This is a genomic window from Pseudomonas sp. UBA6276 (assembly GCF_002438365.1).
Classification (GTDB): Bacteria; Pseudomonadota; Gammaproteobacteria; order Pseudomonadales; family Pseudomonadaceae; genus Aquipseudomonas; species Aquipseudomonas coleopterorum.
Genome location: NZ_DJUS01000104.1, coordinates 3,852 through 26,626 on the forward strand (window position 1 = coordinate 3,852; position 22,775 = coordinate 26,626).

19 protein-coding genes are annotated in these 22,775 nt (G+C 63.3%); 11 read left to right on the plus strand and 8 right to left on the minus strand.

The features are described 5' to 3' along the window. Nucleotides 1-2,051, plus strand: a 2,051-nt coding sequence (locus B2V21_RS11780) for a YgiQ family radical SAM protein (RefSeq protein WP_286916939.1), incomplete at its 5' end; no start/stop codon positions are given. A 47-nt stretch (nt 2,052-2,098) separates the two neighbouring features. On the opposite strand, the gene B2V21_RS11785 is transcribed toward B2V21_RS11780, so the two are convergent. Further along, the gene (locus B2V21_RS11785; protein ID WP_056844366.1) at nt 2,099-3,133 is read right to left on the minus strand and encodes a hypothetical protein; all 1,035 of its coding nucleotides are present in this window, start codon (nt 3,131-3,133) and stop codon (nt 2,099-2,101) included. A 228-nt stretch (nt 3,134-3,361) separates the two neighbouring features. Here B2V21_RS11785 and B2V21_RS11790 point away from each other — a divergent pair, with 228 nt between their 5' ends. From B2V21_RS11790 to azu, 4 genes are all read left to right on the plus strand, one after another. Beyond that, nucleotides 3,362-5,713 (plus strand): transglutaminase family protein, encoded by a 2,352-nt coding sequence (locus B2V21_RS11790; protein WP_286916940.1) that lies wholly within the window; start codon nt 3,362-3,364, stop codon nt 5,711-5,713. A gap of 84 nt (nt 5,714-5,797) precedes the next feature. Next, nucleotides 5,798-8,284: a circularly permuted type 2 ATP-grasp protein gene (locus B2V21_RS11795; protein ID WP_286916941.1), complete on the plus strand. Its 2,487-nt coding sequence runs from the start codon at nt 5,798-5,800 to the stop codon at nt 8,282-8,284. Next, nucleotides 8,284-9,174: a transglutaminase family protein gene (locus B2V21_RS11800; RefSeq protein ID WP_056844363.1), complete on the plus strand. Its 891-nt coding sequence runs from the start codon at nt 8,284-8,286 to the stop codon at nt 9,172-9,174. Before B2V21_RS11795 ends, B2V21_RS11800 begins: the two co-directional genes overlap by 1 nt. A 105-nt stretch (nt 9,175-9,279) precedes the next feature. Continuing rightward, nucleotides 9,280-9,729: an azurin gene (gene azu, locus B2V21_RS11805; protein WP_049862019.1), complete on the plus strand. Its 450-nt coding sequence runs from the start codon at nt 9,280-9,282 to the stop codon at nt 9,727-9,729. A 116-nt stretch (nt 9,730-9,845) separates the two neighbouring features. Here the strand turns inward: azu and pncB are convergent, their stop codons facing one another. Beyond that, nucleotides 9,846-11,066, minus strand: a complete 1,221-nt coding sequence (gene pncB / locus B2V21_RS11810) for a nicotinate phosphoribosyltransferase (protein ID WP_286916942.1) — start codon at nt 11,064-11,066, stop codon at nt 9,846-9,848. A gap of 498 nt (nt 11,067-11,564) precedes the next feature. On the opposite strand from pncB, the gene B2V21_RS11815 reads away from it, so the two are divergent. From B2V21_RS11815 to B2V21_RS11840, 6 genes are all read left to right on the plus strand, one after another. After that, on the plus strand, nt 11,565-12,698 hold the full coding sequence (locus B2V21_RS11815; protein ID WP_049862017.1) for a branched-chain amino acid ABC transporter substrate-binding protein: 1,134 nt from the start codon (nt 11,565-11,567) through the stop codon (nt 12,696-12,698). A gap of 144 nt (nt 12,699-12,842) precedes the next feature. Then, on the plus strand, nt 12,843-13,757 hold the full coding sequence (locus tag B2V21_RS11820; protein ID WP_049862098.1) for an ABC transporter permease subunit: 915 nt from the start codon (nt 12,843-12,845) through the stop codon (nt 13,755-13,757). A gap of 2 nt (nt 13,758-13,759) precedes the next feature. Further along, nucleotides 13,760-15,064 carry a high-affinity branched-chain amino acid ABC transporter permease LivM gene (gene livM / locus B2V21_RS11825; RefSeq protein WP_049862016.1) on the plus strand — a complete coding sequence of 435 codons (1,305 nt, stop codon included), beginning with the start codon at nt 13,760-13,762 and terminating at the stop codon, nt 15,062-15,064. Next, nucleotides 15,061-15,936, plus strand: coding sequence for an ABC transporter ATP-binding protein (locus tag B2V21_RS11830; RefSeq protein ID WP_049862015.1), 876 nt, complete (start codon nt 15,061-15,063; stop codon nt 15,934-15,936). The genes livM and B2V21_RS11830 overlap by 4 nt, the downstream gene beginning before the upstream one ends. Further along, entirely contained in the window at nt 15,933-16,649 is a 717-nt protein-coding gene (locus tag B2V21_RS11835; protein ID WP_049862014.1) for an ABC transporter ATP-binding protein, read from the plus strand. Before B2V21_RS11830 ends, B2V21_RS11835 begins: the two co-directional genes overlap by 4 nt. A 720-nt stretch (nt 16,650-17,369) precedes the next feature. After that, a complete protein-coding gene (locus tag B2V21_RS11840) occupies nt 17,370-18,137 on the plus strand; it encodes an SDR family oxidoreductase (protein ID WP_049862013.1) in 768 nt (255 codons plus the stop codon). A 12-nt stretch (nt 18,138-18,149) separates the two neighbouring features. Here B2V21_RS11840 and B2V21_RS11845 read toward each other — a convergent pair whose 3' ends face one another. The 6 genes from B2V21_RS11845 to B2V21_RS11870 form a co-directional block, all read right to left on the minus strand. After that, on the minus strand, nt 18,150-19,238 hold the full coding sequence (locus B2V21_RS11845) for an AGE family epimerase/isomerase (RefSeq protein ID WP_286916943.1): 1,089 nt from the start codon (nt 19,236-19,238) through the stop codon (nt 18,150-18,152). Between the two features lie 95 nt (nt 19,239-19,333). Further along, nucleotides 19,334-19,906, minus strand: a complete 573-nt coding sequence (locus tag B2V21_RS11850; protein ID WP_134722975.1) for a HupE/UreJ family protein — start codon at nt 19,904-19,906, stop codon at nt 19,334-19,336. Between the two features lie 56 nt (nt 19,907-19,962). Further along, nucleotides 19,963-20,577: an urease accessory protein UreG gene (ureG, locus tag B2V21_RS11855; protein WP_049862010.1), complete on the minus strand. Its 615-nt coding sequence runs from the start codon at nt 20,575-20,577 to the stop codon at nt 19,963-19,965. Nucleotides 20,578-20,587: 10 nt separating this feature from the next. Then, nucleotides 20,588-21,262 (minus strand): urease accessory protein UreF, encoded by a 675-nt coding sequence (locus B2V21_RS11860; protein WP_049862009.1) that lies wholly within the window; start codon nt 21,260-21,262, stop codon nt 20,588-20,590. Further along, entirely contained in the window at nt 21,259-21,759 is a 501-nt protein-coding gene (gene ureE / locus B2V21_RS11865; protein ID WP_049862008.1) for an urease accessory protein UreE, read from the minus strand. The genes B2V21_RS11860 and ureE overlap by 4 nt, the downstream gene beginning before the upstream one ends. A gap of 157 nt (nt 21,760-21,916) precedes the next feature. Further along, a complete protein-coding gene (locus B2V21_RS11870; RefSeq protein WP_049862007.1) occupies nt 21,917-22,543 on the minus strand; it encodes a TetR family transcriptional regulator in 627 nt (208 codons plus the stop codon). Between the last annotated feature and the right edge of the window lie 232 nt (nt 22,544-22,775).

Genomic DNA, 22,775 nt, shown 5'->3' on the forward strand with positions numbered 1-22,775 from the left:
TCATGAAGCTGGGCGAGCCGAACCTGTTCTTCGGTGTCGCGGCCGGCAACATGGACTCGATGATCAACCGCTACACCGCCGACAAGAAGGTGCGCTCCGACGACGCCTACACGCCCGGCGGCCTGGCCGGCTCGCGCCCTGATCGCGCCAGCCTGGTGTACAGCCAGCGATGCAAGGAAGCCTACAAGCACGTGCCGATCGTGCTGGGTGGGATCGAGGCGTCGCTGCGCCGGATTGCGCACTACGACTACTGGCAGGACAAGGTCCGTCATTCGATCCTGATCGACGCCTGCGCCGACATTCTGCTGTACGGCAACGCCGAACGCGCCATCGTCGAAGTGGCCCAGCGGCTTTCCTATGGCCAGAAGATCGAAGAGATCACCGATATCCGCGGCACCGCGTTCATTCGCCGCGATACGCCCAAGGATTGGTACGAAGTCGACTCGACCCGTATCGACCGGCCGGGCAAGGTCGACAAGATCATCAACCCGTACGTGAACACCCAGGACACCCAGGCCTGCGCTATCGAGCAGGAAAAGGGCAATGTCGAGGACCCCAACGAAGCCAAGGTGGTGCAGATCCTCGCCAGCCCACGGATGACGCGGGACAAGACGGTCATCCGTCTGCCGTCCTTCGAGAAAGTGCGTGGCGATGCCGTGCTGTATGCCCACGCCAACCGCGTGCTGCATTTGGAAACCAATCCTGGTAATGCCCGCGCACTGGTGCAGCGTCATGGCGAAGTGGACGTGTGGTTCAACCCGCCGCCCATTCCCATGACCACCGAGGAAATGGACTACGTGTTCGGCATGCCCTATGCCCGGGTCCCGCACCCGGCGTACGGCAATCAGAAGATCCCGGCCTACGACATGATTCGCTTCTCGGTGAACATCATGCGTGGCTGCTTCGGTGGCTGTACCTTCTGCTCGATCACCGAGCACGAAGGGCGGATCATCCAGAACCGTTCCGAAGAATCGATCATTCGCGAGATCGAAGAGATCCGCGACAAGGTGCCGGGCTTCACCGGGGTGATCTCCGACCTGGGCGGGCCGACCGCGAACATGTACCGCATCGCCTGCAAGAGCCCGGAGATCGAATCCGCGTGCCGCAAGCCGTCGTGTGTGTTCCCGGGTATCTGCCCGAACCTCAATACCGATCACTCATCCTTGATCCAGCTGTACCGCAGCGCGCGGGCACTGCCGGGCGTGAAGAAGATCCTCATCGCCTCGGGCCTGCGCTATGACCTGGCTGTCGAGTCGCCGGAGTACGTGAAGGAGCTGGTGACGCACCATGTCGGCGGCTATCTGAAGATCGCCCCGGAGCATACCGAGGAAGGTCCGCTGAACCAGATGATGAAGCCGGGCATCGGCTCTTATGATCGGTTCAAGCGCATGTTCGAGAAGTACTCGAAAGAGGCGGGCAAGGAGCAGTACCTGATCCCGTACTTCATCGCTGCCCACCCGGGCACCACTGATGAAGACATGATGAACCTGGCGCTGTGGCTCAAGGGCAACGGTTTCCGCGCCGACCAGGTGCAGGCGTTCTACCCCTCGCCAATGGCGTCGGCGACTGCCATGTACCACTCGGGCAAGAACCCGCTGCGCAAGGTCACCTACAAGAGCGACAACCTGACCATCGTCAAGAGCGAGGAGCAGCGCCGTCTGCACAAGGCGTTCCTGCGCTATCACGATCCCAAGGGCTGGCCGATGCTGCGCGAGGCGCTGGAGCGCATGGGCCGTGCCGACCTGATCGGGCCAGGGAAAAACCAGCTGATTCCGTTGCACCAGCCGGCTACCGACACCTACCAGAGCGCACGGCGCAAGAACTCCACGCCTGCGGGCAGCCACAAGGTGGCCAAGGAAACGCGCATCCTGACCCAGCACACCGGTTTGCCGCCGCGCGCCAGCGATGGCTCCAAGCCGTGGGACAAGCGCGAGCAGGCCAAGGCCGCCGCCGAAGCCCGCAGCAAGCAGGCCGCCAAGGACCGTCAGCAGGCAGCCAAGCCGGGCAAGGGCAAGAAGAAGCCGACGCGCCAGCCGGTGCTACCACGCTGAGATAGCAGATGGCCCTGGATGCCGGGTGAGATCGCCGAAAGGCGTTCTCAAGGCACCAGGAAGCCGGCTGGAATGTCCCCGTGTACGTAGAAAACCTCGAACTCGCGGTGCACGGCTATGTTGTCGATGGCCTTGAGCACCGTGGCGCGTGTCACCTTTCTGGCTTCTATCAGCCGCTGCGAGTCGGCCAGCAGAATATCGTTGATGGTGCGAAAGGCTGTCGGGTCCTGGGTGGTGTCTATTTCGAACACAGGAGCACCACGGCCCTTGGCGAATTTACTGGCGATGGCCCGCTGCGCGCTCAGCGACAGCACCTCTCCATTGCTCCCACCCTGGCGAGCGGTGTGCATGATGATCGCCGCAAGATAGTCATCGCCCTGCAGGTTGCCGCCGGGCGCGCGCTCCAGCCCGTTGACTGCGGCGCTTTCAATGGTGTTGCCGATGTGACCACGGTAGACCCGCTGCGGCACTTCGAAGTCCAGGGCCTGGATTTCAGCCACTGAGTGCAGTTGCCCGGGACCTCTGGCGTTGCTGTTGGCGCGCTGCTGCAACAGGCCTTCGAGAAACGACAGCTCGGTTGCTCCAGCATGAGGCTCGCGAGGTGCACGGTTGGCGATGGCCTGATTGGCAAGGTCGCCATTGGCCCGAAGGCGCGCGCCGTTGCGCAGGCGGGCAATTGCACTCGCCAGTTTTTGGCTGGTCTTGAATCCGCTGCTCGTCGCTGACGGTTTGATCGCCGTGGCCGGTGGTTTGGGTGTGAGGGTCGGTCGCAGGGAGGTGGGCCGCAATGGCGGGCGAGATGCCGCGGGCCGTGTCGTTACTCGCCCCACTTGACCGCCAGGCCCCGAGCCGAGGATGCCGAGCGCCACTTCCAGAACGATATCGGCAAAGCCTGGCGCGGGCGGTTCGCCCTCATCGGCGGGGATATCGGCGTCGTTGACGGTGCTCAGCCCGGTTCGCCATTTGTAATGTTCTCGTTGGTAGGCCTGCCAGGTGTCGCGGGTATCGAACTGCGGTTCTTGCCGAGCGGCTTCAGGGGTCGGCAGTGGTTCGTGTTCGGTGGTGCGTTCGTCGATTGTCATACGGGTGTCTCTGAAGAGGTGAGCCCGCAAAGTAATGGCGCTGGAGCGCAGCGCCGCGATACATGTTTATCGCAAGACGGCACGCTCAATGTATGCGACGCTGATACAGCGCCCAGGCCCCGGCACTCTTTTGCAGCCAGCCTTCATCGCAGACTCGCTCCAAGGCCGCTGTGGCCGTATGGCATGAGTCTTGCGCTGCTCACGTTCCAGGCTCGCAGGAGGCACGCCGTGTCGATTCATGTCGCACTGAACCACGTCACCCATTACCGCTATGACCGTGAAATCGAGATCGGCCCTCAAGTGGTGCGTCTGCGCCCGGCGCCGCACAGCCGTACGCGCGTGCTTTCCTATGCACTGAAGGTCTTGCCAGCGCAGCATTTCATCAATTGGCAACAGGACCCGCAGGGCAACTACCTGGCCCGTCTGGTGTTTCCGGAAAAGGCTACGCAGTTGCGCATCGAGGTGGATCTGGTTGCCGAGATCGCGGTGTTCAATCCCTTCGATTTCTTTCTCGAACCGCACGCGCAGCGCATCCCCTTTGCCTACACCCATGAAGAGCAGCACGAGCTGGCCCCCTACCTGGAAACCCTGGCCCTGACGCCCCGGTTCGAAGCGTACCTGAACGGCATCGACCGCACGCCAATCCCCAGTATCGACTTCCTGGTCAGGCTCAATCAGCAGCTCAGCCAGGACATTCGCTACCTGCTGCGCATGGAGCCAGGCGTGCAGACGCCCGAGCACACCCTGATGACCGGCGCGGGGTCGTGCCGTGACTCTGCCTGGCTGCTGGTGCAGCTGATGCGCCGGTTGGGGATTGCGGCGCGCTTCGTGTCCGGCTACCTGATCCAACTGGTGGCCGACGAGCAGGCGCTGGACGGCCCGTCCGGGACCGAGGTCGACTTCACCGACCTGCATGCCTGGTGCGAGGTGTACCTGCCTGGTGCTGGCTGGATTGGTCTGGACGCCACCTCCGGCTTGTTCGCAGGCGAGGGCCATATCCCTTTGGCGTGCAGCCCCGAGCCCTCGTCGGCAGCGCCCATCAGCGGGCGAGTGGAGCCGTGCGAGGTGACGTTTTCGCACCGGATGTCGGTGCAGCGCATCTGGCAGACGCCGCGTGTCACCTGGCCAGTCAGCGAGCTGCAATGGGCGGACATGCAGGCGTTGGGGCAGCGGCTCGATGCCGATCTGCAAGCGTTGGATGTGCGCCTGAACATCGGTAGCGAGCCGACCTTCGTGGCCATCCAAGGCGCGGGTGACGGGCAGTTGGACGCGAAAAACGATCCGCCTCCAAGCCGGTTCGAAAGCGCTTCGACGCCAGGCGTGTTCAAGGTCGACCTGCCGTCGTCGACGAGTTGGGCGCAGTCGGTCGAGCAGATCGATCACTTGTATGAGCAGGCCCGGCAGAGCGGCCTGGAGACCCAGCGGTTCAGGGTCGACGGCCGGCAAGTGGGGACCGGTGCGGACAATGCGCTGCTGCTCGGTGGCGAGACTGCAGAGGATTCACCGTTCCTGCGTCGGCCCGACCTGCTGCGCAGCCTGATCGGCTACTGGCATGACCACCCGGCGCTGACCTATCTGTTCAGCGGCTCGGATTGGCCAATCCCGCGAGTGGACGAGACCCGTGGCGATGCACTGTACGAGCTGGAAATCGCCCTGGCGCAGTTGCCCGAACCCGGTACGCCATGCCCGCCAGGGTTGATCGACCGCCTTTTGCGCCCTCTGCTGGTGGATGTCGCCGGCGACCCCCGCCGTGCACAGTTCTGCATCGTCAGATTGGAGGGTGAGGGCCCCAGCGAACGCCAGGGACTGCTGCGGCTGCAGGGGCTTGAAATGCCGCCCCATGCGCGCATGAACCTGGCTTTGCAATTGCTGCTGCGCTGCCTGGTGGCACGTTTCTGGCGCACGCCCTACGCACCGGTCCGGTTGACCCGCTGGGGTACGCAACTGCACGACCGCTTCATGCTGCCGTATTTCATCGAGCGCGATTTCGCCGAGGTGATCGACGATCTCAACGCGGCGGGCTACGGGATAGACAGCGGGTGGTTCGCTGCGCAACAGGCATTTCGCTTTCCCATGATCGGTGACTACGCGGTGGCCGGCATCGAACTGGAATTGCGCCACGCGCTGGAGCCCGGCCCTGCGCGCGGCAGTGCCAGTGGCGCGCGGGAACGTCTGCAGGTGCGGGTCAATGGCTGGCTGTCGGATCGTTACCGACTGGCCGTCAATGGTCGTCCCTTGCCGCTGACCGCGACCGGGCGTGCAGGCGAGTTCGTTGCCGGAGTGCGCTACCGCGCCTGGCAGCCCGTTCATGACGAGCATGCCACTGGCCAGCCCGATGTGCCCCTGACCTTCGACATCGTCGATACCTGGACGCAGCGCTCGCTGGGCGGGTGCCAATACCACGCGGCTCATCCTGGTGGCCGCAATTACCAAAGCCTTCCGGTGAATGCCAACGAAGCGCAGAGCAGGCGCCTGGCGCGTTTCTTCCGCATTGGCCATAGCCCTGGCCCACTGGTGCTGCCACCGCTCAAGGTCGACGATGACTGGCCGATGACCCTGGACATGCGCCGCCGCCCATAAGGTGAAGTGCGACCCCTGGGCGGTATCCGTGCACCGTTCAGGCTGCGATAATCGTTCCTTTAAACGCTGCTTCCGAGCTTCGCCATGTCTGACCTGCTTGACCGATACTCGCTGTCCGGCGGGTCCTATCATGAAATGCTCGAAGCCGATGGCGGCGTGCGGCCGCACTGGCGGCGCATGTTCGAGCAACTGCAGCGCAGCGCCCCCGGCCAGTTGTCGCAGCGCCAGGCCTCGTTGACGCGGCAGATTCAGGAAAACGGCGTCACTTACAACGTCTATGCCGACCCCAAGGGTGCCGATCGGCCGTGGGAGCTGGACCTGCTGCCGCACATCATTCCTGCCCACGAGTGGCGTCAGGTGGCCGCCGGCATCGCCCAGCGGGCACGCCTGCTCAATGCCGTGCTGGCCGACGTCTACGGTCCGCAGACGCTCATCGCCGAGGGCCTGTTGCCCGCCGAGCTGATCTTCGGGCACAACAACTACCTGTGGCCGTGCCAAGGCGTGCAGCCCTCGCTGGGTACGTTCCTGCACCTGTATGCCGCGGACCTGGCTCGCACGCCCGATGGACGCTGGTGGGTCACCGCCGACCGCACCCAGGCGCCTTCCGGCGCCGGCTATGCGTTGGAAAACCGCATGAGCCTGTCGCGGACCTTCCCCGAGCTGTATCGCGACCTCAAGGTCGAGCACATGGCCGGTTTCTTCCGGACCGTGCAGGACACCATGAGCCGCCTGGCACCCAGCGGCCACGAAGCACCCCTGGTAGTGCTGCTGACACCGGGACGTTTCAACGAGAGCTACTTCGAGCATCTGTACCTGGCGCGGCAGCTGGGCTATCCGCTGGTCGAGGGCAGTGACCTGACCGTGCGCGAAGCCACGGTGTACCTGAAGACCTTGAGCGGCCTGCGCCGGGTGCACGCGATCATGCGGCGGCTGGACGACGATTTCTGCGATCCACTGGAATTGCGCACCGACTCGGCCCTGGGCGTGCCCGGTCTGCTGGACGCGGTGCGCCAGGGCAATGTGATGGTGGCCAATGCCTTGGGCAGCGGCGTGCTCGAATCGCCCGGGTTGCTGGGCTTTCTGCCCAGGATCTGCGAGCGCCTGTTCGGTGAACGCTTGATCCTGCCTTCGATCGCCACCTGGTGGTGCGGCGAGCCACCAGTGCTGGCACAGGCCCTCGAGCGACTCGACGAGTTGGTGATCAAGCCAGCGTTTCCCTCGCAGAATTTTGGCCCGGTGTTCGGCCGGGATCTGAACGAGGCGCAGCGCCAGGCGTTGACCGAGCGCATTCAGGCGCGGCCCTATGCCTACGTGGCTCAGGAAATGGCCCAGCTGTCCCAGGCGCCGGTCTGGCATTGCCAGGGCAACGACCTGCAACCGCGGGCGATCGGCATGCGCGTGTTCGCCGTCGCCGCCGACGACGGCTACCGCGTCTTGCCGGGTGGCCTGACCCGCGTGGCGACGGACGCCGATGCCGACGTGGTGTCGATGCAGCATGGCGGTGCCAGCAAGGACACCTGGGTGCTGGGCGAGCACGCGCCGGTCGGCGAGCAGTGGCGCGCGCAGCGGACCATTGGTGCTCACGACCTAGTGCGCATGGATCCCTACCTGCCGTCGCGGGTGGTGGAAAACCTGTTCTGGTTCGGTCGTTACTGTGAGCGTTGCGACGGTAACGCGCGACTGCTGCGGATCATTCTTGGCCGCTACCTGGATGGCGACGATCCCCAGGCGTTGCAGGCTGCGGTCGACCTGGCCGAGAAGCTCAACCTGCTGCCCGAAGAGGGCGAGCTGCGCGAGCGCCTGTTGATGGCGCTGCGCGGTGAAGACTGGGCGTTCAGCCTGCGCGCCAACCTGCAGCGTCTGCAGTGGGCAGCGTTTCAGGTGCGCGGCAAGCTGTCGCGAGAAAACTGGCAGGCGCTGGGCGAGTTGCAGCGCGAGTCTCTGGCCCTGGACGCCGAAGTGCCGGACCTGGGTGAACTGTTCGATTTTCTCAACCGGCTGGTGATGAACCTGGCCGCGTTGTCCGGCTTCGCCCTGGATGACATGACCCGTGACGAAGGCTGGCGTTTCCTGATGATCGGACGGCGTATCGAACGCCTGCAGTTCCTCAGCAACGGCCTGTCGGCGTTCATCGCCGGCGATGCGGTGGACGATCAGGCGGGCCTGGACTGGCTGCTCGAACTGGGCAACAGCAGCATTACCTATCGCTCGCGCTACCTGGCCGTGCCGCAGTTGATCCCGGTGCTCGATCTGCTCCTGCTCGACGCACAGAACCCTCATGCCGTGCTGTTCCAGCTCAAGTTGGTGGCGCGCGCCGTGCGCCGTCTGAGCGACGAATTCGACATGCCCGCGGATCGCGCCTTGGAGCCGCTCATCGAACGCGTTGCCCGCTTCGATCTGGGCACTCTGGAAAACGCACTGTTCGGTGAGGCCAGCGTGCGCGACGTGCTCGATGGCCTGCGCGGTTTGCTCGAGGACATCGCCAGCGTCAGCGTGCAGGTCTCGGACCGTCTGGCGTTGCGCCATTTCGTCCATGTCGATGATGTCAGCCAGCAAACGGTGTCGGTGTGATGAGCGCGCATTACCAGATCGTCCACGACACCCGTTACTGCTACGACAGTCCGGTTTCGCTGGCTAAGCAGCTGGCGCACCTGTGGCCCAGGCCCTGTGCCTGGCAGCGCTGTCACCAGCAGACGCTGGCGATCAGTCCCGAGCCGACCCGGCGCACCGACGAACTCGACGTGTTCGGCAACCCGCTGACGCGGTTGGCCTTCGAACGTCCCCATGACGAGCTCAAGGTTGGGGCCCGGCTGCATGTCGAGGTGCTGCCGCGCACGCCGCTGGAGTTTGCCCTCTCGCCGAGCTGGGAGCTCACCCGTGATGCCCTGTGCTACAGCGGCCGGGCCGTGGGGGCGGATGTGCTGCAAGCCTGTCGCTACCGCTTCGAATCCCCTTACGTGCGCCTGAAGAAGAGCTTCGTGGCCTTCTCCGCGAGCTGCTTTCCGCCTGGCCGGCCGATGCTGGAGGGCGCGCAGGCGTTGATGCAGAAGATCTTCGGCGAGTTCACCTTCGATGCCACGGCCACCCAGGTGGCAACCCCGCTGGTCGAGGTCCTGGAAAACCGCCGTGGCGTGTGTCAGGACTTCGCGCACCTGATGCTGGCCTGCCTGCGCTCGCGCGGCCTGGCGGCGCGCTACGTCAGCGGTTACCTGCTAACCCAGCCGCCGCCAGGGCAACCGCGGATGATCGGAGCAGATGCCTCGCACGCCTGGGTGTCGGTGTTCTGTCCGGTGCTGGGTTGGGTCGACTTCGACCCGACCAACAATGTCCAGCCGGGCCTGGAACACATCACCCTGGCCTGGGGCCGTGATTTCAGCGATGTGTCGCCGCTGCGCGGGGTGATTCTAGGCGGAGGCGGGCACGATCCCGAGGTACGTGTGACCGTCCTGCCGATGGCGTGAGCCGAATCTTTACAGCGAATGTCTGAGTGCTGGCAGATAGCTGCAGTGTACGGTCAATCATGAAATGATGGCCGCCGTAGCCTTTCCCCCTGCCTGGAGACTCACATGTTCGCAAAAGCTGTAGCGGTATCGGTGCTCGCGTTGGCCAGTGGTCAGTTGCTGGCGGCCGAGTGTTCAACCACCGTCGATTCGACCGACCAGATGACCTTCGGCACCAAGGCCATCGAGATCAGCAAGAGCTGCAAGACCTTCACGGTCAACCTGACCCACTCCGGCAGCCTGCCCAAGGAAGTCATGGGGCATAACTGGGTGTTGAGCAAGGAAGAGGATGCACGTGGCATCGCCATGGACGGCATGAGTGCCGGTATCGACAACAGCTACCTGAAGAAAGGCGACGAGCGCGTGATCGCGTACACCAAGGTCATCGGTGCCGGGGAGAAGGACTCGGTGTCGTTCGATGTATCGAAGCTGTCGGCCGAACAGAAGTACCTGTTCTTCTGCTCGTTCCCAGGTCATTTGGCCATGATGAAAGGGGCGGTGACCCTGGTCGATTGAGGCAATGCCTGACGCCTGCGCAATCCCTGTAGCAGCGGCGNNCGGCGCGAGCCGCGTCGACGGTATCTGAATCAGCGTGATCTACCGCGTCGTCCTTGACGCGGCTCGCGCCGCTGCTACAGGGGGGTGGTTCCTGGTGCGTCGGGCACCTTGAACACGTGGCGCAGGTAGGCGACGAAATTGGGGTCGCGGCATTGGGTCTTGGCGGCTTCGTCGGAAATCTTCGCCACTGGCTGGCCGTTGCAGTCGGTCATCTTCAGCACGATGTTCATCGGCTCCACGCCCGGGATGTCGCAGGTCAGATTGGTGCCAATGCCGAAGCTCACATTGATGCGCCCGCGCAGGGCGCGAAATATCTCCAGCGACTTGGGCAGGTTCAGCCCATCGGAAAACACCAGGGTCTTGGTCATCGGGTCGATGCCCAGCTTGCGGTAGTGGGCAATGGCTTTTTCCGCCCACACCACCGGGTCGCCCGAATCGTGACGCAGGCCATCGAAGAGCTTGGCGAAGTACAGGTCGAAATCCCCGAGAAACGCGTCCATGGTAATGCAGTCGGTGAGGGCGATGCCCAACAGACCGCGGTATTCACGCACCCAGCAATCGAGTGCGGCGATCTGACTGTCGATCAGCCGCGGCCCCAGCTGCTGATGGGCCATGATCCACTCATGGGCCATGGTCCCCAGCGGCTTGAGGTCTAGCTGGCGGGCCAGGTGCATGTTGCTGGTGCCGACGAAACGCCCCGGAAACTCGTGCTTGAGCACCGTGACCACTTCCTCCTGCACCTTGTAGGAGAAACGCCGACGGGTGCCGAAGTCGGCCACCTGCAACTCCGCCAATTCTTCGCTGCTGGCATTGGCCTGCAGCCATTCGAACTTGCGGTAGAGCTTTTCCCGCGGCTGGCTGAGCAGCACATCGGGATAGCAAATGCGGTTGCGCACCTCGCTCACCGTTGCCAGCAACGGCACTTCGAACAGGATCACATGCAGCCACGGCCCGCGCAGGCGGATGAACAGCTGATCGTTCTCGATGCCGATGCTCAGGTAGCGCAGATTGAAGCGGAACAGGCCCAGGAAGCGCAGAAAGTCCGGCTTCATGAAATTGATGCCTTCCAGAAAGCTCAACTGATCCGGGCCCAGGCTCAATTCGGACAGCTGTTCGAGCTGTTCGCGAATGTCATTCAGGTAGGGCCGCAGGTCTTCCCCGTTGCGACAACGAAACTCCCACTCGACATCGACGTTGGGATAGTTGTGGAGCACAGCCTGCATCATGCTCAACTTGTACAGATCGGTGTCGAGCAGGTTTTGCACGATGCGATCGGCGAATACGCTCTCGCTCATCAGGGTCTCCAGAACCGCGTGCCTCATTTGGAACAGCGGTGGCGCACAGTAAGAGCACATTCTGCCAGCTTTTTGAGACAGGGGTGGATGCGACCGTGCGATGTCCGGCGCGGCCTGCTGCCAGTGCCTGTCGAATGGCTCCTGGGGCAGGTACAACGTCGCCTGGTCCGGAGATGGCAGGAGCACCCTGTGGTGCGCGGTGTAGCAGTAATGCACCGACAGTGTGCACTTCGGTTACGTCGGCTGTTACAGCATGGTTGCCCACGCGCACAACGGCTGGTTGCAATGATGGCACGCTCGGGTTGTACCGCTGCTGTTTATGGGTGTCACCGAGCCCGTGCCAGAGGGTTGCACGACCTGTAGAAAATGGTCCCGGCGCTGCGCGATCCCTGGGAAAGCAAAAACTGTTCAGTGCGGGTAAATGCGCTGGCACGGCGCTTGCTCGGAGGTTGGCGCTGAAGTTGTAGTGCCAACCAAAAAAATTCAGGAGCACCACTCATGTCGCAGACGTTCTACAGGAAAGGTTTTCTGGCTCTCGCAGTGGCAACTGCGCTGGGCGCTTCGTCGATTGTTCAAGCCGACGTCAAGATCGGTGTAGCAGGGCCAATGACCGGTGCCAACGCATCGTTCGGCGAGCAGTACATGAAGGGTGCACAAGCGGCAGCGGACGCCATCAACAAGGCCGGTGGCGTGAACGGGGAGAAGATCGTGCTGGTGGCCGGCGATGATGCCTGCGAGCCCAAGCAGGCGGTGGCGGTGGCCAACAAGCTGGAGCAGGATGGTGTGATCGGCGTTGTCGGTCACTTCTGTTCGTCTTCCACCATTCCGGCGTCGGAAATCTACGCCGATGGCGGTATCGTCATGATCACGCCTGGTTCGACCAACCCGCAGGTGACCGAGCGCGGCCTGGACACCATCCTGCGCATGTGCGGTCGTGACGACCAGCAGGGCGTCGTCGCCGGCAACTACATCGTCGACGTGCTCAAGGGCAAGAAAGTCGCGGTCATCAACGACAAGGACACCTACGGTAAAGGCCTGGCCGATGCGACTGCCAAGCAGTTGACCGCACGGGGTGTCAAACCCGTGCTGGAAGAAGGCCTGACCCGCGGCGAGAAGGATTTCAGCGCCCTGGTCACCAAGATCCGCTCCACCGGCGCCGACGTGGTGTATTTCGGCGGCCTGCATCCCGAAGCCGGTCCTCTGGTTCGGCAGATGCGCGAGCAAGGCCTCAAGGACGTCAGGTTCATGTCCGATGACGGCATCGTCACCGACGAACTGGTCACCACCGCCGGCGGCGCGCAATACGTCGACGGTGTGTACATGACCTTCGGCGCCGATCCGCGCGCGCTGCCCGACAGCAAGGCCGTAGTCGACGAGTTCCGCAAGTCCGGCTACGAGCCTGAAGGCTACACCCTGTACGCCTACGCCTCGCTGCAGACGCTGGCCGCAGGCTTCAACGGCGCCAAGTCGAACAAGGGCGAGGACGCTGCCAAGTGGCTCAAGGCCAACCCGGTCAAGACCGTCATGGGCGAGAAGGCCTGGGACACCAAGGGCGACCTGAAAGTGTCCGACTACGTGGTCTACCAGTGGAACGCCGAAGGCAAGTACAAGCAGCTGGAACAGCAGAAGTAGGACGTTTGCGCTGGCGCACGCCAGCCGGGGCCGCCCCTGCGGTGGCCCCCGTTTCCCTCCATACCGCCTGACGGGTGGCGGGCGCCTTCAGGGTTGCCCGCACCCCGCGCGGTGCGCGGTTCCAGACGTTCGTGAGAGTGCATGATGGACGGTATCTTCCTGCAACAAATGATCAACGGACTGACCCTCGGGTCGGTGTACGGCTTGATCGCCATTGGCTACACCATGGTCTACGGCATCATCGGCATGATCAACTTCGCCCACGGCGACGTGTACATGATCAGCGCCTACCTGGCGGCCATCGGCCTGGCCGTGCTGTCGTTCTTCGGCCTCGAATCCTTTCCGTTCCTGATTCTCGGTACGCTGGTGTTCACCATCGTGGTGACCGGTGTGTACGGTTTCGTGATCGAGCGCGTGGCCTACAAGCCGCTGCGCAACTCGACCCGCCTGGCGCCGCTGATCAGCGCCATCGGTATATCGCTGATCCTGCAGAACTACGCGCAGATCAGCCAGGGGGCTCGTCAACAAGGCGTACCGACGCTGCTCGAAGGCGCCTGGCGCTTCGAAGTGGGTACTGGTTTCGTACAGATCACCTACACCAAGATCTTCATCCTCATCGCCGCCTTCGTGGGCATGGGCGTGCTGACCTACATCATCAAGTTCACCAAGCTGGGGCGCATGTGCCGCGCGACCCAGCAGGACCGCAAGATGGCCTCCATCCTGGGCATCAACACCGACCGGGTGATCTCCTACGTGTTCATCATTGGCGCTGCCATGGCGGCCCTGGCCGGTGTGTTGATCACCATGAACTACGGCACGTTCGACTTCTATGCCGGCTTCATCATCGGCATCAAGGCGTTCACTGCAGCGGTACTGGGCGGCATCGGCTCGTTGCCCGGTGCGATGCTCGGTGGCCTGATCCTGGGGGTTGCCGAATCGCAGTTCTCCGGTTTGATCAACTCCGACTACAAGGATGTGTTCAGTTTCGGCCTGCTGGTGCTGATCCTGATCTTCCGTCCCCAAGGCCTGCTGGGTCGCCCACTCGTGGCGAAGGTATAAGTATGTCCGCACCTACTGCCAAACCTGTCGATATCAAGAAAAGCCTGGTCGACATGGTCATTGCCGGCTTGCTGGCGCTGATCGTGTTCGGCCCCATCGTCGGCATCGTGCTCGACGGCTACAGCTTCAACCTGCAACCGGCCCGCGTGGCGTGGCTGGTGGCGGCAGTGATGGCCGGGCGCTTCCTGCTCAGCCTGTTCCTGCAGACACCCCGGGGGCTGGCCATCTCCCAGAGCTTCGAGAGTTCGGGCTCCGGTGTGCACGTGCTGCCGCCGGACTACAAGTCGCGGCTGCGCTTCATCATTCCGGCGCTGATCGTGATTGCCATCGTGTTCCCGATCTTCGCCAACAAGTACATCCTCACGGTGGTCATTCTCGGGCTGATCTATGTACTGCTCGGCCTGGGCCTGAACATCGTGGTCGGCCTGGCCGGTCTGCTCGACCTGGGCTACGTGGCGTTCTACGCCATTGGCGCCTACGGCCTGGCGCTGGGCTACCAGTACCTGGGGCTGGGCTTCTGGTCGGCGCTGCCGCTGGCCGCGATCGCCGCGGCGCTGGCGGGGTGCATTCTGGGGTTCCCGGTGTTGCGCATGCACGGCGATTACCTGGCCATCGTGACCCTGGGCTTCGGCGAGATCATTCGCCTGGTGCTCAACAACTGGTTGTCGTTCACCGGCGGACCGAACGGCGTTCCCGTGCCGTCGCCTACCTTCTTCGGTCTGGAGTTCGGCCGTCGCGCCCGTGACGGCGGGGTGCCGATCCATGAGTACTTCGGTTTCGAATACAACCCCGACCTGAAATTCGTGTTCATCTACGCGGTGCTGTTCCTGGTGGTATTGGCCGTTCTGTACATCAAGCATCGACTCACGCGCATGCCGGTAGGGCGTGCCTGGGAAGCGCTGCGCGAAGACGAGATCGCCTGCCGCTCGATGGGCCTGAACCATGTGCTGGTCAAGCTCTCGGCGTTCACCATCGGTGCCTCCACCGCAGGTCTGGCCGGGGTGTTCTTCGCCAGTTATCAGGGCTTCGTCAACCCCACCTCGTTCACCTTCTTCGAGTCGGCGCTGATCCTGGCCATCGTGGTGCTCGGCGGCATGGGCTCGACCGTTGGCGTGGTGATTGCCGCGTTCGTGCTGACCGTGGCGCCGGAGTTGCTGCGCAGTTTCTCCGAGTACCGGGTATTGCTGTTTGGCGTATTGATGGTGCTGATGATGATCTGGCGGCCACGGGGTTTGATCCGTATCAGCCGTACCGGCATCAAGCCGGTGAAAGGTGCATTGATCGATGCCAAGGGGACTACGCCATGAGTAACGAAGTCATTCTGTCGGTCGAGAAGCTGATGATGCATTTCGGTGGCATCAAGGCCTTGAGCGATGTCAGCCTGCAGGTCAGGCGCAATTCGATCTTTGCCCTGATCGGCCCCAACGGTGCCGGCAAGACCACGGTGTTCAACTGCCTGACCGGGTTCTACAAAGCCACTGGCGGGCGCATCGAGCTTAATGCCCGCGGCCAGAAGACCAACGTCATCAAGCTGCTGGGCGAGCCGTTCCAGGCCGCGGACTTCGTCTCGCCGCGCAGCTTCGCCAGTCGTGTCTGGTACAAGATGTTCGGCGGTACCCACCTGGTGAACCGCGCAGGCCTGGCCCGTACCTTCCAGAACATTCGCCTGTTCAAGGAAATGTCGGTGCTGGAAAACCTGCTGGTGGCCCAGCACATGTGGGTCAACCGCAACATGCTGGCGGGCATCCTCAACACCCGTGGTTATCGCAAGGCCGAAGAGGACGCCATCAAGACCGCGTTCTACTGGCTGGAAGTTGTGGACCTGGTGAACTGTGCCAACCGTCTGGCCGGCGAGCTTTCCTATGGCCAGCAACGACGCCTGGAGATTGCCCGGGCGATGTGCACTCGGCCCCAGGTGATCTGTCTGGACGAACCGGCGGCGGGCCTCAATCCCCAGGAAACCGAAGCACTGAGCGGCATGATCCGCCTGCTGCGTGACGAACACGATATGACGGTGGTGCTGATCGAGCACGACATGGGCATGGTAATGAGCATTTCCGACGACATCGTGGTGCTGGACCACGGCAACGTGATCGCCAAGGGCAAACCGGAAGAGATCCGCAGCGACCCCAAGGTCATCGCGGCCTACCTGGGCGCCGAAGAGGAGGAGCTGGTATGAGTACGCCCATCCTCGAATTGAAGGAGATCGACGTTCACTACGGTCCGATCCAGGCGCTGAAGAAGGTCTCGCTGCACATCGACGAGGGCGAGACGGTGAGCCTGATCGGTTCCAACGGTGCGGGCAAGTCGACGCTGTTGATGTCGATTTTCGGTCAGCCGCGCGCCAGTGCCGGGCAGATCATCTACCGTGGCACCGACATCACCCAGAAGTCGTCCCACTACATTGCCTCCAACGGCATCGCCCAGTCGCCGGAAGGCCGCCGGGTCTTTCCCGACATGTCGGTGGAAGAGAACCTGATGATGGGTACCATCCCCATCGGCGACAAGCACTCGAGCGAAGACATGCAGCGCATGTTCGAGCTGTTTCCCCGGCTGAAGGAGCGGCGCAACCAGCGCGCCATGACCATGTCCGGTGGTGAGCAGCAGATGCTTGCCATCGCCCGGGCATTGATGAGTCGGCCCAAGCTGTTGTTGCTCGACGAGCCGTCGTTGGGTTTGGCCCCGATCGTGGTCAAGCAGATCTTCTCGACCCTGCGCGAACTGGCGCAGAGCGGGATGACCATCTTCCTGGTCGAGCAGAATGCCAACCACGCGCTCAGGCTTTCGGACCGTGCCTATGTAATGGTCAATGGCGAGATCCGTCTGACCGGAACGGGCCGTGAGCTGCTCAGCAACGACGAGGTGCGCAACGCCTACCTGGGCGGCCACTGATACCGAGCTCCAGCGCCGCAGAACGCCCCGTCCGGGGCGTTTTTCGTGGGTTCGCGCAATTGTGGAAAACAAATCCGGCGCAGCGCGCGCATGCGACATAAAACCACTGTCAGTCATCGGAATGCCACAATCCACGCTTGTCCCCAATTGCTGTGGAACCGGTTGTGGACAACTTGGTGGTATCACGCTGCAGCCCACGAGAATCGGAGCCTGCAGGCTTCTGATCAAAAAACGTACAGGGGTTTGATGGGGATCGACAGGTAGCTTTGTCAACTGTTTTATCCACCGTGCCAACCAGAGTGACAGCAGTACAACATCCTGTGGATAACTCTGTGAACAAGCCTTGGAAATACCTCGAAAAGGGGCGTATTCATTGGCGTTGCGCCTTTGGTCGTATTTCCCCTGCCAACCACGGGCGAAGCAGGCATGCGCAATAGCCCTTGCCGGTCAAGCCAAAAAGTTCTAACGGCGTCTGTTCGGCCTTCGGAGTGAGGCAGTCCCGGCAACGACAATTGCCCCCAGTCTCAGTGGAACCGCTTGTGGATAACATGCTGGTAACCGTCCGCGAGCCTTTAACCCTGCGGGTTTGGCGTGGGTGGTCGATTATTGATCAGTTGCATACGGCCCATTGGCCGGGCATTCTGCAAAGCCCCATTCTCGGTGGCCACGGCTTGAGCCTGACGCGCCCATGCGCCGCAGCCACACCCTCAGGAGAACCGCATGACTTCCACGGTATTCATCACTGGCGCCACGTCCGGATTCGGCGAAGCCTGCGCGCGGCGTTTCGCCGAGGCCGGCTGGTCGTTGATTCTGACCGGCCGCCGCGAAGAGCGTCTGACCGCGTTGAGCGAAGAGCTGTCGGCGAAGACGCGCGTGCTCCCGCTGGTGCTCGACGTGCGTGACCGCAAGGCGATGGAGGCGGCGATTGCCGGGTTGCCCGAGGAGTTCGCCAGCATCAGTGGGCTGGTCAACAACGCAGGTCTGGCATTGGGCGCAGACCCTGCGCCCAAGTGCGACTTGGACGATTGGGACACTATGGTCGATACCAACATCAAAGGCCTGATCTACGCCACGCGGTTGCTGCTGCCGCGCCTGATCGCCCACGGCAAGGGTGCAACGATCGTCAACCTGGGCTCTGTGGCCGGCAATTACCCCTATCCCGGCAGCCACGTGTACGGGGGCACCAAAGCCTTTGTCGGGCAGTTCTCGTTGAACCTGCGCTGTGACCTGCAAGGTACCGGCGTGCGTGTTACCAACCTGGAACCGGGCATGTGCGAAAGCGAATTCTCGCTGGTGCGCTTCGGCGGTGACCAGGCGCGCTACGATGCCACCTATGCAGGCGCCAACCCGATCCAGCCGCAGGACATCGCCGAAACCATCTACTGGATTCTGACCCAGCCGCCTCACATCAACATCAACAGCCTGGAAGTCATGCCGGTCACGCAATCGTGGGCCGGCTTTGCGGTCGAGCGTCCCGGCAAGGCCTGATCGAGCCAGGGATCAGACGAACGCCTGCAGCCCCTGGTAGCAGGTCAGCAGGTGGTAGGGGGTGGTCGATGGCATGTCGGTACGGCTGACCATCCCCTCGCCATCGCGGCACTCGTGCCAGCCGGCGCCGTGCAGGAAGCGCTCGCGCAAGACCTGCAACTGCGCGCCGACATCGGCATCAGGCTGCAGCGTCAGGGCCCGCAGGTACTCCGCCTGCGCCCAGATGCGTTGAGTGGCGTCGAGGACCTCGCCGTCGAGCTTGAGCATCGCCATCACCACCCCATCCTGCACGCCGGTGCCTTGTGCATAAGCGAAGGCGCGCTGCAGAGAGCGGTGCAGGGCGCTGCCGCGCAGCAGCGGTGAGGTCTGCACGAGAAACAGCCACTCGAACTGATGGCCCGGTTCGAACCAGTTATCCACAGCACCGCGCGGCTTCTCCAGCATGATGCCGTGTTCGGGTTCCACGAAACGCGCCTGCATGGCCTCGCACAGGGCCAGCAGCGCCGCCTGGGTAGGCTTATCGTCACGCACGGTCAGGGTGGCCAGAAAGGCTTCTGCCAGATGCATCAAGGGGTTCTGCAAAGGGCCTGCACCCTGATCGTTCCAGTCTTCGTCGAGCAGGGCCTCGTAGAGGCCGTCACCTGTGGAAAACCGGGTGGCGATCACTTCCAGGGCGGCGTTGAGCACCGACTCCACCAGCGGCTCGCGTACCTTTTCCCAGTAGTGGGCACAGGCGAAGACGATGAAGGCGTGGGTGTACAGGTCCTTGCGCCGATCCAGCGGTGCACCTTGCGCGTCGATGCTGTAGAACCAGCCGCCGTGCTCGGCATCGTGGAAATGCCGTTGCAGGGAGCGGAACAGGGTGGCGGCGTGTTCGCGGGCACCGGGCTGGTCGATAAGACTGGAAAACACATACAGCTGACGAGCGCACGCCATGGCGCGATAGCGCTGCGCCGGCAACGGCTGGCCAGTGGCGTTCACCGCTTCGAACGGCAGGCCCAGTTGGGTGTTGAAGCCGGCGCCTTGCCACAATGGCAGGACGGTTTCGCGAAAGTGCGCTTGAGTGGCCGCCAGGGCGGCGTGCAGCGATGGGTCAGGCATTGGCGGGATCATCGGAGGCGTTTTGCGCGACATGGTAGCAGGTGTCGGTCACGGCTCCTAAAGCAAGGCCCCCCAGGCAGGGGGGCGTGCCGCAATCAGCCGGCCAGCAACCATGCGCCGGTCAATGCCGACAGGGCACCGGCCACGCGTACCAGCGGCGCCGCGGCCTTGGGCAGGAAGCGCACGACGGCATAACCGGCTGCATGCAGTGCAGCGGTGGCGGCGACGAAGCCGGCCGCATAGGCGACGGGGCTGGACATGTCCGGCAGCTCAAGGCCGTGGGCCACGCCGTGAAACAGGGCGAACAGCGCCGTGGCGACCACGGCCAGGACCAGCGGTGGCCGCACCGCCAGCGCTACGGCCAGACCCAGCGCCAGCACCGACGCGGCAATGCCGCTTTCCAGCGCGGGCAGTTCCAGGCCGGCAAAGCCCAGCAGGCCACCGATGAGCATGGTGCCGACGAAGGTGCACGGCAACGCCCAGCGCGCTGCACCCTGTTGCTGCGCCGCCCAAAGGCCTACGGCGAGCATGGCCAGCAAATGATCGAGGCCGCCCAGGGGGTGGCCGATACCGGCCAGCAGGCCGTTGTCGCCATGGCCCGGATGGGCGAAGGCCACAGCTGGAGTCAGCAGCAGGGCTGCACAGGTGAAGAGCGTCTTGAAGGTCATGTGAGTGTTTTCCTTATCGTCGTGTTCACTGCAATGAAAGCAAGGGTGGCAACGGCTCAGGCGGCGTCGAGCAAGCCCTGGCGCTCGATGAAGGCAATGATCTGCTCTAGGCCCTGGCCGGTCTTCTGATTGCTGAAGACGAACGGCTTTTCGCCGCGCATGCGCCGGGTGTCGCCGTCCATCATCTCCAGTGATGCGCCCACCAGCGGTGCCAGGTCGATCTTGTTGATCACCAGCAGGTCGGACTTGCAGATGCCGGGGCCGCCCTTGCGCGGCAGCTTGTCGCCAGCGGACACATCGATCACGTAGATCGTCAGGTCCGAAAGCTCCGGGCTGAACGTGGCGGACAAGTTGTCGCCACCCGATTCCACGAGGATCAGGTCCAGGCCCGGAAAACGCCGATTGAGCTGGTCCACCGCTTCCAGGTTGATGGAAGCGTCTTCGCGAATGGCGGTGTGCGGGCAGCCGCCGGTTTCCACGCCGATGATGCGTTCGGGGGCGAGCGCCTGATTGCGTACCAGAAAATCGGCATCTTCACGGGTATAGATGTCGTTGGTGACCACCGCCAGGTTGTAGCGCTCGCGCAGGGCCAGGCACAGGGCCAGGGTCAGCGCGGTCTTGCCGGAGCCTACCGGGCCTCCGATACCGACACGCAGGGGTTGGGTATTCATGGTGATTCTCCTAGGAACGGAACAGGCGGCTGTACTGGCGTTCGTGGGCCATGCTCGCCAGGGACAGGCCGAAGGCGGCACTGCCGTAGTGTTGAGGATCCAGTTCGGTGGCATTGCGCTGGGCCAGCTGCAGGGTCGGTAGCAGTTGAGTGGTGAGCCGCTGGGCGGCCTGCTGGCCCAAGGGCAAGGTCTTCATGAGCACCGCCAGCTGGTTCTCCAGCCAGCTCCACAGCCAGGCGGCCAGCGCGTCCTGCGCGGGGATGTTCCAGGCCCGTGCAGCCAGCGCCCAGCCCAGGGCCAAGTGAGGTTCTTCGATCTGAGCCAGGTAGCGACGGGCTGGGATATCCAGTTCGGCAAGTCCGAGCAGGAGTTGCTTGAGCGAGTAGCCCATCTGCCGACTCTCCAGTTGCAGCTCGCGGGTCTCCCGGCTCGCGCGGTGTTCGGCGCTCAGTTCCAGCAGCTGCCCCCAGTCGTCTTGGGCTGCGGCCATGCAATGAGCGAGCAGCAGGGGCGCTTCGAAACGCGCCAGGTTGAGCAGCAGTTGGTCGGCGATCCAGTGCTGGGCGCTCTGTGCATCGTTGACCGTGCCGTTTTCCACGGCCATTTCCAGGCCCTGCGAATAGCTGTAGCCACCGATCGGCAACTGTGGGCTGGCCAGGCGCAGCAGGGCCCAGGCGTTGTTCACGTGCGTACGCCGAACTGATGCAGTTTGGGCGCGTAGTTGAAGCCTTCTTCGCCGTGGCGCGAATGGTGGTGACCACCGCCGTAGGCGCCGTGCTCGGGTTGAAAAGGAGCGAGCAGGGTCTGGGTCTGTGCGCCGAGCTGTTCGAGCATGGCCTTGAGCACGTAGTCGTCAAGCAGACGCAGCCAGCCGTCACCGACTTGCAGGGCGACGTGGCGATTGCCCAGGTGGTAGGCGGCGCGGGTCAGTTCGAAGGCGCTTGCGCAGGTGACGTGCAGCAGTTCCTCGGGACGGGCGCACACCCGTACCACTCGACCGTCTTCGGCCTGCAGGCATTCGCCGTCGTGCAAGGGAGGCTGGCCGCGTTCGAGAAACAGCCCGACATCTTCACCCTCGGCACTGAAACAGCGCAGGCGACTTTTGCTGCGGGCCTCGAAGTTCAGGTGCAGCTCGGCAGCCCATTGGTCCGCAGGCGCGATTCGGCGGTGAATAACCAGCATTGGTGGCGTCCTTTTGAAGGCAGTGGCCAATGCAGAGCAAGTGTCTTGCCAACCCGTGGATCAACGCCAGCGCTTGGCTGTTGCCAGAAAAAGGGGCGGTGTCGCGCACCACTTCAGTGCCTTGAAAATATGCCAGCACCAGTATGGGGCGCGAAGGTTACTGGGTGAGCCCTTTCCAGTACTTGGCGCCGATGAAGATGAAGCGCAGTTGCTGGCTGATCTTCGCTTCGGGCGTCAGGTGAGCCGGCAGGTCGGGTGCCGGTGGGTCGATCAGTTCCGGCAACGTGGCGAACACGGCCTTGACCACCAGGTCGGCCATGACCTGCAGCGAGGCACTGTCCAGGTGCTGCCATTTGGGCATGGAGCCCAGGTCTGTCGCCAGGTCCGCGCTGATGCCTGCGCGCAGGGTGGCGATGGCCTGGCGCACGGGCAGGGAACCGCCGTATTGCTCGCGGGCGAGGAACAGGAACTGCGGGCGGTTGGCGGCTACGCCATCGAGAAAGATGCGCACCGAGGCTGCGGTGAGCCCGCCGACCACGATTTCATGGTGACGAACCAGGCGCAGGGTGGCGCGGAACGTGGCGTCGACTTCGTTGACCAGGGCCAGACCGAGCTGGTCCATGTCGTCGAAATGGCGGTAGAAGCCGGTCGGTACGATACCGGCAGCCTTGGCGACTTCGCGCAGGCTGATACTGCCGAAGCCTCGGCCGGCCGCCATCAATTGGCGTGTGGCTTCGAGGAGGGCAAGGCGGGTCTGCTGTTTCTGTTCGGCGCGCGGCAACATCGACGGTGCTTCTATGCAAGGGCAGCGAAGGACTCTAGCAAATTGACAGGCTGGGCGTCGAACCAGGAAGGCGGGGCGAGGGGTTGCATCAACGACAGGTCAGGCTGGATCGGAAAGCCCGGTCTGGAGAAACCGGGCTTTATCGGAGACCTCGAACACCAGGCTCATGCGTTGGCTTGGTCTTGACGATCGAGCAGGCGCTGCGAGCCATTCTCGGCGAAGGTGCCTTGTG

Coding starts and splice junctions, on each gene's coding strand:
- B2V21_RS11785 (WP_056844366.1), bottom strand. CDS start 3,133: ATGACAATCGACGAACGCACCACCGAACACGAACCACTGCCGACCCCT.
- B2V21_RS11795 (WP_286916941.1), top strand. CDS start 5,798: ATGTCTGACCTGCTTGACCGATACTCGCTGTCCGGCGGGTCCTATCAT.
- B2V21_RS11800 (WP_056844363.1), top strand. CDS start 8,284: ATGAGCGCGCATTACCAGATCGTCCACGACACCCGTTACTGCTACGAC.
- azu (WP_049862019.1), top strand. CDS start 9,280: ATGTTCGCAAAAGCTGTAGCGGTATCGGTGCTCGCGTTGGCCAGTGGT.
- pncB (WP_286916942.1), bottom strand. CDS start 11,066: ATGAGCGAGAGCGTATTCGCCGATCGCATCGTGCAAAACCTGCTCGAC.
- B2V21_RS11815 (WP_049862017.1), top strand. CDS start 11,565: ATGTCGCAGACGTTCTACAGGAAAGGTTTTCTGGCTCTCGCAGTGGCA.
- B2V21_RS11820 (WP_049862098.1), top strand. CDS start 12,843: ATGGACGGTATCTTCCTGCAACAAATGATCAACGGACTGACCCTCGGG.
- livM (WP_049862016.1), top strand. CDS start 13,760: ATGTCCGCACCTACTGCCAAACCTGTCGATATCAAGAAAAGCCTGGTC.
- B2V21_RS11830 (WP_049862015.1), top strand. CDS start 15,061: ATGAGTAACGAAGTCATTCTGTCGGTCGAGAAGCTGATGATGCATTTC.
- B2V21_RS11835 (WP_049862014.1), top strand. CDS start 15,933: ATGAGTACGCCCATCCTCGAATTGAAGGAGATCGACGTTCACTACGGT.
- B2V21_RS11840 (WP_049862013.1), top strand. CDS start 17,370: ATGACTTCCACGGTATTCATCACTGGCGCCACGTCCGGATTCGGCGAA.
- B2V21_RS11845 (WP_286916943.1), bottom strand. CDS start 19,238: ATGCCTGACCCATCGCTGCACGCCGCCCTGGCGGCCACTCAAGCGCAC.
- B2V21_RS11850 (WP_134722975.1), bottom strand. CDS start 19,906: ATGACCTTCAAGACGCTCTTCACCTGTGCAGCCCTGCTGCTGACTCCA.
- ureG (WP_049862010.1), bottom strand. CDS start 20,577: ATGAATACCCAACCCCTGCGTGTCGGTATCGGAGGCCCGGTAGGCTCC.
- ureE (WP_049862008.1), bottom strand. CDS start 21,759: ATGCTGGTTATTCACCGCCGAATCGCGCCTGCGGACCAATGGGCTGCC.
- B2V21_RS11870 (WP_049862007.1), bottom strand. CDS start 22,543: ATGTTGCCGCGCGCCGAACAGAAACAGCAGACCCGCCTTGCCCTCCTC.